The organism is Rhizobium beringeri (assembly GCF_004306515.1).
Classification (GTDB): domain Bacteria; phylum Pseudomonadota; class Alphaproteobacteria; order Rhizobiales; family Rhizobiaceae; genus Rhizobium; species Rhizobium beringeri.
Genome location: NZ_SILG01000001.1, coordinates 311240 through 323916 on the forward strand (window position 1 = coordinate 311240; position 12677 = coordinate 323916).

The following is a 12677-nucleotide window of genomic DNA, read 5'->3' on the forward strand; positions in this document are numbered from 1 at the left end:
TATCCAAATTACGGTGTTAGATGACCACCCTATTTTATGTCGACGACAGCAAGGATGACCTCTTCTATCTCGACTATATCTGCCGAAAGCAGCAGATCGACGTCGATCTATTCTGTTTCTCCACAGCCGAAATGGCGCTGGAGGCGCTGGAGACGCGCGCGGCGGAGGACAAGACCCCGCCAGACTTGCTGGTCGCCGATCTCTACATGCCACTCGATAGCGGCATCGGCCTGATCACTCGGTTGCGCCTGGATGATCGTTTCAAGGCGATGCGGCTTGCTATCTGCAGCGGATCGGATGCTGCCGAGGACCGCGCGCGCTCACTCGATGCCGGCGCCGATGTCTATCTGGAGAAGCCACTTGACCTTGCCACGATCATTCTCAATCTTGAGATGTAGAAAACGGCGAAAGCCGGATGACCTATTCCCTCTCATTCGTCCAAGCCATATGACGAACCGCAATTGACAAGGTCGAGGACGCATCACAAGATGCAACCGGAGCGAAGAATATGGAACGCAAAATAAGCGCTGAGAGAACCGATCAACCCGCGTTCGCCGCCACGAACATCAGCCAACCCCTTAGCTGAATGGGTCTATCGGCTCTCTCGCGCTTACGTCTGGCACTGCCTTCTCGCATTCATGGATGTTGAATGCAGGAAGAATACGATACCCAGGTAAGAACTACTGCCCCTCAGTAAAATCTGCCCGTGCATCACCTGTCGTTGAGATAATTGATGATTTCCGCCTTGCATATCGAAAGTCCCCGTTTTCGATATCTCTCATCAACCGTCTCGCAATTTTTGTAGCTCTTCGCGTTTAAGACGTATATCCCAAGATTTCGGGATTAGTGGTATTGGCGGGAGGAGAGGAAGAGTGGGAATGAGCAATGCCCCGGCAATTCCGTTTCATGCCGGACCGGAGCTTAGCCGGGCGATCAACCGCACCGATTTTTTCCGTCTGCTGAAGTCGGCGGCGCAGCATTACAACTTCGACAATTTCGCGCTGGCCCGCATTTCCGAGGCTTCGGCCCCTTTCGGTGAACGTGATGTCGTCATCACCAATGTCGCCGAGCGGCGTGTCGGCCTTTTCATCACGACGTTGAAGGAAGCGCTCGGGACCGTCCGGGCAAAGACCGCCCAGTTCCTGGCAACGCCGGTCCATGGCAGGAGCGCACAGCCGGAAGTTTATCCGTCCGATCTTGTTTTCAACGAATTCCTGAGCGGCGTCTTTCTCTTCATCCCGCTGTTTACGCCGGAAGGGCGGCGCTATTGCCTCGTGCTCAGCGGCGAGCGTCAGGAGCCGGATCAGAGTGAGATCGCCGACATACTTCTCGACGCCATGCGCATTTTCGACAAGCTCTACGAGGAAATCCTGACGCCGGAAATGTCCGGACGGCTGACCCAGCGCGAATCGGAAATCGTCAAATGGACGAGCGAAGGCAAGACGTCGGCGGAAATCGCCATCATTCTCGGTCTCTCCGAACATACGGTCAATTCGCACATCACCGCGGCCGCGCGCAAACTTGACGCTGTCAACCGCGTTCATATGGTGGCGATCGCCTTGAGGAATGGTTTGGTTTCGTGAAGTTGGTTTCGGGATTGGGGAAATGAGACGATGATCACCGAAACGGGCCGAAGGAACACCGTAAAGGTTCTCTTTGTCGACGACGAATTCATCGAATTCCGCGCGCTCAAAAAGAAGATTGCCGATCTCTCCGAGCCCGCCGTCGAGGTCGAATATTCGCCATCGATCGGTGACGCGCTGGACAAGATCCGCTTGGCGCGCTTCGATCTCATCCTACTCGACAACCGCCTGCTGCCCAATGCAGATTTCCGCGAAACGGTGCCGGAGCTGCGCGGCATCGGTTATACCGGCCCGATCGGCGTCGTCTCGACCGATATATCGGGCGGCTATTTCCAGGAATTCCCGGATTACGGCGTCGATTTCCGCATCGGCAAGGACGAAATCGATGCGCAGGCGCTGCAGCACATCATCCGCGAATATGTGACCTATGACGTCCCGGATTTCTGGAAGGACGATTACAGCATCTAACCATCAAGCGATGGGAAGGCGGATGATGAATCGGCTGCCGTTCTCATCCGAATGTTCGAGGCTGATATCGCCGCCAAGCGCCGTCAGAAATTCGCGCGTTGTCGTCAGTCCGAGACCGGCGCCCTGCACTGCTCCCGCCTTCGGCAATTTCCAGAAAGGCTCGAATATCCGCTCCCGATAAGCCGGATCGATGCCCGTCCCATTGTCGGAAATCCGGATGAACCAGTCCGTCCCCTCGCGCTCCGCAGCAATGGCCACATGCGGCGACGCTTCGCTGCGATAGGTGAGGGCATTGGTCAAAAGGTGCCGCAGCACCAGACCGAAGAGGGCAGGGTCGGTACGGATGGATGGCAGGCCGTCGCTTTCAAGCGTTGCCTCACGGACCGCCGTCTCATCGGTCAGTTCGCCCCAGACATTTTCGGCCAGCGCCTGCAGATCGACCTCTTCAGGCGTCACCTGAGGTGTGCCACTGGCAAGGCTCATCAATGCCTTGGTGAGACGCTGCGCCGTCTGCGCCTTTTCCATGATCATCCGGAGGCTCTGAAGCTGTTCGCCGTCGAGCGTCTCCTCGAGATCGTCGAGCAGCAGCTCGGCATACATGGCGATATGGCGGAGCGGCGATTGCAGGTCGTGCGAGGCGGTTGCGAGAAAACGCTTGATGCGCTCCTCGCTGTCTCCGGCGGCGGCGGTTTCCGGCGGTCTTGTCGGGTTGGATGACATCTGGCGGCTTCCCCGATCTCAATTGCAGCGCCGCGCGTCTTTTCAGACGCGCAAAGGACGCTGTAACACTTTGAATTGACACATAATGCAGCAGCCGACAATAGAAAGAGGGCGCCGGCTCTGCAACCGGCGCCCTCTTCAAACATGCATTAAAAACGAGATTTTAGCTCGCGGACTTGCGCGGGCGACCCTGTTCCGGCGGGATGATCTCGACGGCCGTATCGGCTGCCGGTGCCTTGGCATGGCGGCGGCGCCAGTCGCCCAGGAAGAGCAGGATCGGTGCTGCAATGAAGATCGACGAGGCGCCGGCCACGAGAATGCCGAAGACCATCGGGATCGCGAAGCTCGAGACGGCACTACCGCCCCAGATCGCCATCGGCACCAGGGCGAGGAAGGCCGTCGCATTGGTGTAGAGGCTTCGTGCCAAAGTCTCGTTGATCGATTTGTCGATGATCTCGCGCAGCGGCATCGACTTATAGAGCCGCATGTTTTCGCGCATACGGTCATAGACGACGACCTTGTCATTCACGGAGTAACCGACGAGCGTCAAAATGGCGGCGATCGCCGTCAGATTGAAGTCGAGGCCGGTGATCGCGAAGAAGCCGATGGCCTTGGTGACGTCGAGCACCAGCGTGACGATGGCGCCGACGGCAAACGGCCATTCGAACCGTACCCAGATATAGATGAGCATCGCGAAGCTTGCGATCACGACCGACAGGATACCGGCCCAGGCAAGCTCGCCGCTGACCTTCGGCCCAATGACGTCGGTGCCCTCGATGGTGGAGGTCGGATCGATCTTGGCGACTTCGGCCTTCAGCTTGGTCACCGCTGCCGTCTGTGCCTCTTCGCCGCCTTCCTGCCGTTGGGCACGAACGAGAATGCTGTTCTTGTCACCGAAGGACTGCAGCGAGATTTCGCCGAGACCAAGCGTGTTCAGGCCTTCACGGAACGTCGCGAGATCGGCCGGGGCGGTGGTCCTGACGGCCATCTGGATGCCGCCGCGGAAATCGACGCCGTAGTTGAGGCCGGGATGAATGAAGAGCACGACCGAGGCAATCGAAAGGAGCGCCGAAACGGTGACGCCGAAGAAGCGCGCCTTCATGAACTGGATGTGCTTGTCATAGGGGCTGAACGGGATCAACGGCCGGATGTTCAGCACCTTGAGCTTGCTGCGGCGGGTGATCTCGATCATCGCGACACGCACGAAGGCGACCGATGTGAACATCGAGATGATCAGGCCGAGCGCCATGGTCACGGCAAAGCCGCGAACCGGTCCGGAGCCGAAAAAGAACAGGATTGCCGCAGCGATCAGGGCCGTCATGTTGCCGTCGATAATGGTCGAATAGGCACGGCGGAAGCCGGTGTCGATGGCGGCGAAGGCGCTCCTGCCCTTGCGCGTTTCTTCGCGGATGCGCTCGTTGATGAGAACGTTGGCGTCGACCGCAAGGCCGATGCCGAGAACGATACCGGCAATGCCCGGCAGCGTCAGCGTCGCGCCAACCAGCGTCAGGGCCGAGAAGGTCAGGATCGTGTGGATCAACAGCGCGATATTCGCCAGGAAGCCCCAGGTGCCATAGAGAACGAAGATGAAGGCTGCGACGAGCACAAAGCCGACGATGCCGGAATAAATGCCCATTTTGATGGCATCGGCTCCGAGGTCGGCGCCGACGGTGCGTTCCTCGATGACTGTCAGCTTGGCGGGCAGGGCGCCTGCGCGCAGCATGGCGGCCAGCGTCGTGGCGCTCTCGGCCGAGAAACTGCCGGAGATCTGGCCGGAACCGCCGGTGATCGGCTCGCGGATAACAGGTGCGCTCAGCACCTTGTCGTCGAGGACGATGGCGAAGGGATTGCCGACATTCTGGCGGGTGATCTCGGCAAAGCGGCTGGCGCCGGCGCTGTCGAAGCGGAAGCTGACGATCGGCTCATGCGTGTTCGGGTCGAAGCCGACGCGGGCATCCGAAAGGCGGTCGCCGGAGATTTCGACGCGGTCGAGGACCGGATAGGACCTGCCTTCATCGTCCTTCAGCATGGTCACGCCGGGTCCGGGCGCATTGTTCGGCGCCAGCATGTGGAACGACATCTTTGCGGTGGAGCCGAGAAGTTCGCGCAGGCGTGACGGATCCTGCGCGCCCGGAAGCTGGACGAGCACGCGGTTGGCGCCGATGCGCTGGATGGTCGGCTCGGAGACGCCGACCTGGTCGACGCGCTGGCGGATGACTTCGAGGCTCTGCTGGACGGCATTGTCGACGTTGGCGGAAATGCCGGCCGGCGAGAAGCCGACGGTGATGGTGGCGCCGTTTGCAGTGACGGCCAGATCGGACTGGCCGGCGCTGAGGCCGGTGCTGATCGGGTTGGCGAGTGTCTTGAGTTCGGTGACGGCGGCATCGCTCTGCGAGGCATCGGCGAGCGTCACGACGATCTGGTTCTGGCTGCGGACCACGGCTTTCGGCTGGATGCCCTTTTCGCGCAGCACGCGGCGCGCGTCCTGAAGCAGCGATTGCAGCCGCTCCTTGGTCAGGTCGGCTTCGTCGACTTCCAGAACGAGGTGCGAGCCGCCGCGAAGGTCGAGGCCGAGCGAAACCTGCTCATGCGGCAGCCAGGCCGGCACGCGCTGGAGGACGGATTGCGGCAGGACGTTCGGCAGGGCGATCAATAGGCCGAGTAGGATGATCACCGTATAGGTGAACACCAGCCATGGTGAAGTACGCATGTTGTATTCCTTGATATCGAGGGCCGGCGCTCGGGCGCTGGCGGCATGTCGTCAATGTCGGAAGCGCCGATCGGCGCGAGCGTCAGGCAGCGACCGGCGGTGCGCGCGGCTGATGGGTCCTGGAGACTGCGGCGTGAAGCGAAGCTTCGACTGCCGGAAAAGCGGCTGATATGTTCCAGCCGGCGAAATTAAGGGCCGGAGCGGCGGCAAGGGCGGGCGATCCGGCGTCATGTGCCGTCTGCTTCGGCGCAAGCTTGCGCTCCGTGGCAAGCAGCCCACGCACGGTATCGCGCGCAGTCAGTTGCGGCGGCTGCGGATCTCGACCGGAAGAGGAAAGCGTATTGACGGCGGCGGCCGGCGAGATGACGAGATTGCCGCCGAAAAGCAGGCCGAGATAGGCAAGGATGGCGACGAGGAGAGAAGCGGCGATACGGCTCGTCAGACGGTGCTGGTCCAGCTCCATCTTCTCCGTCCCGGCGATGTCACTCCCGTATCGGCTCAAAAGCGCGCCAATCTCTCATTCTCTTCCCGGCGGAGGGTCATCCGTCGGCATAATTGTATCAGGCCCATGCCCGTCTTCATAGGGCACACTCTCATGATGCACTTGGGCGAGCCGGTCAACCATGCCAAGCGCGATTTCACGCTCGCCCATGATGACGGTGTCGGCGCCATAGTGCTTCAGCTCATCGACCTCGGCGTCGGAATGGGCGCGGGCGACGATGAGGATCGATGGATTGACGCTGCGGGCCTGCTCGGCGATGCGGCAGGCCTCGAAGGCGTTCGGGATGGCGATGGCAATGCTGCGGGCGCCGGAAAGATTGGCAAGGTCGAGCGTTTCCCGCATCACCGCATTGCCCGCCAGGGTTTCGATACCCTGCACCTTCAGCTCGCCGATGCGCTTGTCGGAGTCCTCGATGACGAGAAAAGGTGTGGCTGACGACTTGAGATTCTGTCCGACGATGCTGCCAACCCGCCCGTAGCCGACGAGAATGGCGTGGCCGCTGAGAGCGGTCGGGTGCACCTCGTCGTCTTCAGACGGCATCTCCTCCTGCGCTGCTATCGCATCGGCAGCGGGAGCAGGGTCCGCCACGACGTCTTCGCGCTTTGCACCATCCAGCAGCGGCCGCATGCGGTCGCAGAGGAAAAACAGTAGCGGATTGAGGATGATCGAGATGATGGCGCCGGCAAGAATCAGATCGCGGCCTTCCTCCGGCAGCAGCCCGAGTTCGACGCCGAGGGCGGCGAGGATGAAGGAGAATTCGCCAATCTGGCCGAGGCTTGCCGAAATCGTCAGCGCCGTACTGAGCGGCTTCTTGAAGGCGAGCACGATCAGGAGCGCGGCGACGGACTTGCCGATGACGATGATGAAGATGGTGGCAAGGATCGGCAGCGGTTTGTCGATCAAGATGTTCGGATCGAACAGCATGCCGACCGAGACGAAGAACAGCACGGCAAAGGCGTCGCGCAGCGGCAGGCTTTCCTGTGCGGCGCGATGGCTGAGCTCGCTTTCGGCAAGCACCATGCCGGCAAAGAAGGCGCCGAGCGCCAGCGACACGCCGAAGAGCTTCGCGGCTCCGAAGGCGACGCCGAGCGCGATCGCCAGCACGCCGAGCCGGAAGAGCTCGCGCGAACCGGTATGGGCGATGCGGTGCATCGTCCATGGAATGAGCTTGCGGCCGAAAACCAGCATCAGCGCCACGAACAGCGCCACCTTCACCAGCGTCATGGCGATCATGCCGCCGATGCCGAGATCGAGGCCGAACAGGCGGCTGAGCGCGGCCGAAAGCGGTTCGACGGGAGCGTGACCCTCGCCGCCGATGCTGGCGGCGGCCGGGATCAGCACCAGCGCCAGCACCATGGCGAGATCCTCGACGATCAGCCAGCCGACGGCGATCCTGCCGCGCTCGGTCTCGACCAGGCGCCGCTCCTGCAGCGCTTTCAACAGCACCACGGTGGAGGCGACCGAAAGCGCCAGGCCGAAGACCAGGCTGCCACCGGTCGGCCAGCCCATGAAGGCGCCAAGCCCCCAGCCGAGCAGTGTCGCAAAGGCGATCTGCACGATCGCGCCGGGCACTGCGATGCCACGCACCGATAGCAGGTCTTTCAGGGAGAAATGCAGCCCGACGCCGAACATCAGCAGGATGACGCCGATTTCGGCCAGCTCCGGCGCAAGGTTCTGATCCGCCACATAACCTGGCGTATGTGGCCCCACAAGCACGCCGGCGATGAGATAACCGACGAGCGGCGGCATCCGCAGCCGATGGGCGAAGGCGCCGAAGATGAAAGCCAGCACGAGGCCGCCGACGATTGTCGAAATCAAGGGCGTATCGTGTGGCATTGCTGTCTCCCGATCTGGAAATCCCGTTCGTAATATGACATATATGGTCTATATCGACCAATATGGGCAACTTGAAATCATGGGTCAAGGCGCAAGGGAAACAATTCTCACTCCCCCTCTCTGCCGCGCGGCGCGCGGCCTGCTCGACTGGACGCAGACCGATCTTGCCGAGAGGGCTGCCGTCTCGCGCAGCACCATCCGCGATTATGAAGGCCGCCACCACGACATCCACCGCGCGACGGAGGCGCAGCTGCGCCTCGCCTTCGAGGAGGGCGGCGTCAAATTTGTGGAGATCGAAGGAGCGGGCACCGGCCTTTGCCTGCCTGATCCAGCCGGCTAAACCGGCTCAGGGCGCCAGGCAGGCCGCGGAGACTTTGTAGATGTGGAGCGCCTTGCCCTTGTAGTTGCCTTCCGTCGGCTGCCAGTTCTTCAGCGCCTCGGGCGTCTCGGTGGCGCAGGTGAAGGGCCCGTCCGTCAGGAAAAGCACCTTGCCGGTGATGTCGGCAGGCAGAGCGAATTCCTGCTCGTAATAGCTCTCCGGAAGGCCCGCGGGCGCTCGCGCATAGATCCTGTAGGATGCATCGCGGAGCGTATAGAAAAGATCGGCGACCATGTCGCGATTGTCGGTGACGATGATATCGGTGCCGGCCTGAGCTGCGAGTGCGGCGGCCTCGCGGCTGACTTCGGCGCGGCCGAGATAGCGCTTCATCAGCTCGTCGCCGTTCGGCAGCAGCAACTGATGCGGAAAGATCGTCGCCAACGGGAAGAGCAGGCTGGCGATGCCGTTGATGGTCAGCGACAGCCTGAGCCCCTTCGGCCACATCCGGTAAAGCAGCCAGACGGCAATGATGGTCCCGGCGACATAGGCAGTCACCGCCCAGTTGGCGTACGCCTTGGCGACCGTTGCCTGCAGCGTGATGAGCACCACCACCGGCATCGAAAGCCAGATCAGCATCTTCTCGCGGTCGTCGCTCCTGCCCTTGATCATCCGGTAGACCGCCCAGAGCATCGCGAAGAAGATGATCGGCCCGACGACGCCGAATTGGGCGGAGAAGAATTCAAGTCCGCGACGGACATTGATACCGAGTTCGCTCCAATGGGCGATATCCTGCGTATGCCGCACCGTCGTGTTGTCGTGCTCCAGGTTCCACCAGAGGTTCGGCACGGCGACGACCGCCGCAACCGCGACCGCGATGATGAAATCCCGGATGGCGATGCGCGCCGCCGGAATGAGGAGAAGGGCAAGCGCGCCGCCCGGAACGACGAACAGCACGGCATACTTCGTTAGGAAGGCGAGGCCGACGCTAAGGCCCATGACGAGCGCCAGCCCGACCGAGCGTCGCTGCGTCAGGCCGAAATAGGCAAGCAGCGCGATCGCGATGAAGAATAGCAGGATCACATCGGTCGAGAAGAACACCGAAGAAAGCGCGACGCCGGGGAGCGTGATGTAGGTGGCGCCCGTCCAGCCTTCGATCTCCGGCCCGACGAAACGTTTTGCCGTCTTCATCAGCACCAGTGCCGCCGCCATGTGGATCAGCGGTCCGAGCAGCCTGATCCAATAGATGGCGTTGGAGCCGGAAAGCTCGGTCATCGCCCGGATCACCCAGGCAATCATCGGCGGCTTTGAATAATAGCCGAGATCGAGGTTCTGTGACCAGAACCAGTACTGCGCCTCGTCGACGAAAAGGTCCGTCGCATCGAAATTGAGCGTGACGACACGCCAGAGCGTGAAGCCAAGAACGATGAGGAGACCAGATCTGGGGGACATGAACCGATAGTTCCGCTGACATGAAAGGCGCGAGTGCGATACACCAAAGGTGCCGGACTGCCAACGGGGAAGGGTGGGTCTAAAGCATGTCGCGCAAAACTGTGCAGCGGTTTTGCAATAACGACATGCTAAAAACAAAGAGCTAAAGCGCGAGGAGCATATCTGAAAGATCGCGCCGCGCTTTAGAATACCCGAAGCGCGCGGAGATCGCGGTTTGCAGCGAGAAAATCGAGACGGGCGACGGCGGCAAGCAACGTCATTGCAATCAAGCAGGAACCCAATCCGAGAACAATCATTGCTCTGTCCTTGTCGACGTCATGTCTTGGTTATCGACCGGCATATAACACGGAGCTTGCGTGTGCCTTGTAGCAGCCATGCAACTCCGCAGCAGTATTTTCTGTGAACGGCCTTGAATTGCTTCAAAAGCCTGCACCGCGAAAGGCTTATTAACCTTCAAGCAAGGAATTAACCATAAACATTGGGTTACACGTCGGAATGGGAAGATGCACTCGTTCCCACCAGGCATGACGCCGTCCCGCCGTACCGGGTTGATCCGGTATCCATCTCTTCAGACAGCTCCGAAACATAGCTGATCAGGGGGCTTCGATCCGCCGGTTGTAACCGGTGGTGAGGACCGTCTCCACGCTTCGCGTTCATCGGATGCTGCGAAAGTTTTTGGCCGGGCCTTCGCCCGGAAAGTGGTTGGGGACAGGCGTTGAGGCAGGATATGCCATCAGATCAGGCTCGTGGCGCGCAGGCAGGCAGCTTGCGCGACCGACTGCGCTTTGCCGGTCTCGATGCCGACCAGTGCGAGCTGGTGCGCCGCAACCGGCCGGCCCTTGAGGCGCATCTGAAGGCGGGCCTCAGGGATCTCTTCCACAGGTTCCAGTCATTCCCCGACGCCTCGCGCAATTTCGAGAGCGAGCGCCAGGTCGACCGCCTGCACGATCTGCAGTCCTCGCATTGGGACGTGCTGACGGATGCGCGGTTCGACAGCCTCTATGCCGAGCGCGTCAAGGTTCTCTCCGATACCGAAAGCAAGATGGGCCTCGACCCGCGCTGGCACGTCGCCGGCCATGGCGTCATGCTGGAGCATGTCGTTTCCGGTCTCGCCGAGCAGATCGCCGGCCGTCCGCTGCTGCCGTCGGCCAAGCGCCGCACCCGTGAAATCTCCGATCTGATGACGGCGATCATCCGCATCGTCATGGTCGATGTGGAAATTGCCGTCTCGCTCCGCTTCAACGCGCTGCGCGCCGGGGAGCAGCGCGCGCTTGCCGACCAGCGCGCCGACAACGAGGCCGAGATCATCAGGATCTTCGGCGATGTCATCGACGGTCTTTCCGCACGCGACCTGACGCGACGCGCGCCCGTCGACGGCGCCTGTGCCGGGATCGCCGCCGCGCTGAACGGTGCGTTGGATGGCCTCCAGGCCGAGTTCACCGCCATCACCGAGCGCACGGTCAAGGCCGAAGCGGCGACGGGCTCGCTTGCCGGTCTGTCGCGGCAATTCGCCGGCACAGCTTCCGGCCAGGCCGATCGGCTGCAGCTTTCCGCTGCGGCCCTTGCCGGCATTGCCGGCAGTGTGCGCAACGGTGCTGCCGACAGCCGCGCTGCCGAACAGGCGGCCGCCACGACGCGCGCAGCCGTCGAGGAAAGCGGTGAGGTCGTCGGCCGCGCGATCAGCGCCATGGCCGATATCGAACAGTCGGCCGAAAAGATCGGCCAGATCATCGGCGCGATCGACGAGATCGCCTTCCAGACCAATCTTCTGGCGCTGAATGCCGGCATCGAGGCCGCTCGCGCCGGCGATTCCGGCCGCGGTTTTGCCGTCGTCGCCCAGGAAGTTCGCGCCCTTGCCCAGCGCTCGGCCGAAGCCGCTCGCGAGATCAAGACGCTGGTGACGACGACCAAGGCGCAGGTCGACGCCGGTGTGCAAATGGTCGGCCGCACACAGGATTCGATCGGCAGCATCGTGCGTCAGGTCACCGACATCAACGCCGCCATCGCCGGCATCGCCACTCGAACCGGCGAACATGCCGCCAGCCTCGACAGCGTGACATCAGACGTCAAGGGCCTGGGTGGCGAAGTGGCGGATAGCGCCGGCCTTGCGGAACGCTCCGCTGAAGGCGCCGACCACCTCCACACCGTCATTCTCGAGCTCGGCCAGACGATTCGCGAATTCCGCATCGCCCGGGAAAACGCCACTGCCGGGCGTCAAGCACCGGTTCGCGTGACACCGCCGCGCGCCATCGAGGTCACTTCCCGTCCGGCACAGGCCGTGGACGAATACGAAAATGACGATTTTGGCCTTCCACAGCCCTTCGCAAGCGTCGGAGGTGGGCGGAATGTTTACTAACCTATCGGATGATTGCCCCAGCTCGTCTTTGCGGGCCGGGGATAAGGGGACAAGGAAAAGCTGATGGCAGCAAAGAAGAGTGGCAAGACGCTGGATTTGACAGCGGTGCTCGACCTCAACGAGGCTTCCGCCTTGCGCGATAAACTCCTCTCTCTCCGGGGTAGCGGTCTTTCGATAGACGCTTCCGGCGTCGAACGGATCGGTGCTCTTTGCGCCCAGGTCCTGATGTCCGCCGAGAAGACCTGGGAGCAGGACAAGCAGCCGTTCACCTTCTCCAAGGTGTCCGACGCATTTCAGAAAACGATGCAGCTGGTTGGCGTCAATATTGACCACCTGCTTGCCAAGGAGATTCGGCAATGAAGAAAAAAGTGCTCACCGTGGATGATTCCCGCACCATCCGAAACATGCTTCTCGTGACGCTGAACAATGCCGGCTTCGAGACGATACAGGCGGAAGACGGCATCGAGGGCCTCGAGGTTCTCGAAGAGTCCAATCCTGACGTCATCGTGACCGACATCAACATGCCGCGCCTCGACGGTTTCGGCTTCATCGAAGGTGTCCGCCGCAACGAGAAATATCGGGCGATCCCGATCCTGGTCCTGACCACCGAAAGCGACGCGGAAAAGAAGAACCGCGCCCGCCAGGCCGGTGCCACGGGCTGGATCGTCAAGCCCTTCGACCCGGCCAAGCTGATCGATGCCATTGAGCGTGTAACCGCTTAAACCCAGGATTTG

General features: G+C 61.5%; 12 protein-coding genes. 7 read left to right on the forward strand and 5 right to left on the reverse strand.

Annotated features, from left to right (window positions below):
• Positions 1–20: 20 nt before the first annotated feature.
• The 3 genes from ELH03_RS01660 to ELH03_RS01670 all read left to right on the forward strand — a co-directional run bounded on the left by ELH03_RS01660 (position 21) and on the right by ELH03_RS01670 (position 2051).
• Positions 21–398 carry a response regulator gene (locus ELH03_RS01660; RefSeq protein WP_128401880.1) on the forward strand — a complete coding sequence of 126 codons (378 nt, stop codon included), beginning with the start codon at positions 21–23 and terminating at the stop codon, positions 396–398.
• A 480-nt stretch (positions 399–878) separates the two neighbouring features.
• Positions 879–1583 (forward strand): helix-turn-helix transcriptional regulator, encoded by a 705-nt coding sequence (locus tag ELH03_RS01665; protein WP_128401879.1) that lies wholly within the window; start codon positions 879–881, stop codon positions 1581–1583.
• 30 nt (positions 1584–1613) lie between these two features.
• On the forward strand, positions 1614–2051 hold the full coding sequence (locus ELH03_RS01670; RefSeq protein WP_027686007.1) for a response regulator: 438 nt from the start codon (positions 1614–1616) through the stop codon (positions 2049–2051).
• Positions 2052–2054: 3 nt separating this feature from the next.
• On the opposite strand, the gene ELH03_RS01675 is transcribed toward ELH03_RS01670, so the two are convergent.
• From ELH03_RS01675 to ybaL, 4 genes are all read right to left on the reverse strand, one after another.
• The gene (locus tag ELH03_RS01675) at positions 2055–2771 is read right to left on the reverse strand and encodes a sensor histidine kinase (RefSeq protein WP_128401878.1); all 717 of its coding nucleotides are present in this window, start codon (positions 2769–2771) and stop codon (positions 2055–2057) included.
• Positions 2772–2934: 163 nt separating this feature from the next.
• Positions 2935–5481, reverse strand: coding sequence for a protein translocase subunit SecD (gene secD, locus ELH03_RS01680; RefSeq protein WP_128401877.1), 2547 nt, complete (start codon positions 5479–5481; stop codon positions 2935–2937).
• 82 nt (positions 5482–5563) lie between these two features.
• Positions 5564–5944, reverse strand: a complete 381-nt coding sequence (locus ELH03_RS01685) for a hypothetical protein (RefSeq protein WP_128412283.1) — start codon at positions 5942–5944, stop codon at positions 5564–5566.
• 54 nt (positions 5945–5998) lie between these two features.
• Complete coding sequence (ybaL, locus tag ELH03_RS01690) at positions 5999–7819, reverse strand: YbaL family putative K(+) efflux transporter (RefSeq protein ID WP_128401875.1); 1821 nt, start codon at positions 7817–7819, stop codon at positions 5999–6001.
• 34 nt (positions 7820–7853) lie between these two features.
• Between ybaL and ELH03_RS01695 the strand changes: the two genes are divergently transcribed.
• A complete protein-coding gene (locus ELH03_RS01695; RefSeq protein ID WP_018244791.1) occupies positions 7854–8159 on the forward strand; it encodes a helix-turn-helix transcriptional regulator in 306 nt (101 codons plus the stop codon).
• Between the two features lie 6 nt (positions 8160–8165).
• Here the strand turns inward: ELH03_RS01695 and ELH03_RS01700 are convergent, their stop codons facing one another.
• Entirely contained in the window at positions 8166–9587 is a 1422-nt protein-coding gene (locus tag ELH03_RS01700; protein ID WP_128401874.1) for an ArnT family glycosyltransferase, read from the reverse strand.
• Positions 9588–10314: 727 nt separating this feature from the next.
• On the opposite strand from ELH03_RS01700, the gene ELH03_RS01705 reads away from it, so the two are divergent.
• The 3 genes from ELH03_RS01705 (at position 10315) to cheY1 (ending at position 12665) form a co-directional block, all read left to right on the forward strand.
• On the forward strand, positions 10315–11943 hold the full coding sequence (locus ELH03_RS01705) for a globin-coupled sensor protein (RefSeq protein ID WP_128401873.1): 1629 nt from the start codon (positions 10315–10317) through the stop codon (positions 11941–11943).
• A 63-nt stretch (positions 11944–12006) separates the two neighbouring features.
• Positions 12007–12303: an STAS domain-containing protein gene (locus ELH03_RS01710; RefSeq protein WP_003545491.1), complete on the forward strand. Its 297-nt coding sequence runs from the start codon at positions 12007–12009 to the stop codon at positions 12301–12303.
• The gene (cheY1, locus tag ELH03_RS01715) at positions 12300–12665 is read left to right on the forward strand and encodes a chemotaxis response regulator CheY1 (RefSeq protein WP_003545492.1); all 366 of its coding nucleotides are present in this window, start codon (positions 12300–12302) and stop codon (positions 12663–12665) included. The genes ELH03_RS01710 and cheY1 overlap by 4 nt, the downstream gene beginning before the upstream one ends.
• The last annotated feature ends 12 nt before the right edge of the window (positions 12666–12677 follow it).

What these genes read in the sequence shown, in the direction of transcription:
- ELH03_RS01705 (WP_128401873.1), top strand. Translation starts at nt 10,315, where the DNA reads ATGCCATCAGATCAGGCTCGTGGCGCGCAGGCAGGCAGCTTGCGCGAC.
- ELH03_RS01700 (WP_128401874.1), bottom strand. Translation starts at nt 9,587, where the DNA reads ATGTCCCCCAGATCTGGTCTCCTCATCGTTCTTGGCTTCACGCTCTGG.
- ELH03_RS01675 (WP_128401878.1), bottom strand. Translation starts at nt 2,771, where the DNA reads ATGTCATCCAACCCGACAAGACCGCCGGAAACCGCCGCCGCCGGAGAC.
- ELH03_RS01670 (WP_027686007.1), top strand. Translation starts at nt 1,614, where the DNA reads ATGATCACCGAAACGGGCCGAAGGAACACCGTAAAGGTTCTCTTTGTC.
- ELH03_RS01665 (WP_128401879.1), top strand. Translation starts at nt 879, where the DNA reads ATGAGCAATGCCCCGGCAATTCCGTTTCATGCCGGACCGGAGCTTAGC.
- secD (WP_128401877.1), bottom strand. Translation starts at nt 5,481, where the DNA reads ATGCGTACTTCACCATGGCTGGTGTTCACCTATACGGTGATCATCCTA.
- ybaL (WP_128401875.1), bottom strand. Translation starts at nt 7,819, where the DNA reads ATGCCACACGATACGCCCTTGATTTCGACAATCGTCGGCGGCCTCGTG.
- ELH03_RS01695 (WP_018244791.1), top strand. Translation starts at nt 7,854, where the DNA reads ATGACATATATGGTCTATATCGACCAATATGGGCAACTTGAAATCATG.
- ELH03_RS01660 (WP_128401880.1), top strand. Translation starts at nt 21, where the DNA reads ATGACCACCCTATTTTATGTCGACGACAGCAAGGATGACCTCTTCTAT.
- cheY1 (WP_003545492.1), top strand. Translation starts at nt 12,300, where the DNA reads ATGAAGAAAAAAGTGCTCACCGTGGATGATTCCCGCACCATCCGAAAC.
- ELH03_RS01710 (WP_003545491.1), top strand. Translation starts at nt 12,007, where the DNA reads ATGGCAGCAAAGAAGAGTGGCAAGACGCTGGATTTGACAGCGGTGCTC.
- ELH03_RS01685 (WP_128412283.1), bottom strand. Translation starts at nt 5,944, where the DNA reads ATGGAGCTGGACCAGCACCGTCTGACGAGCCGTATCGCCGCTTCTCTC.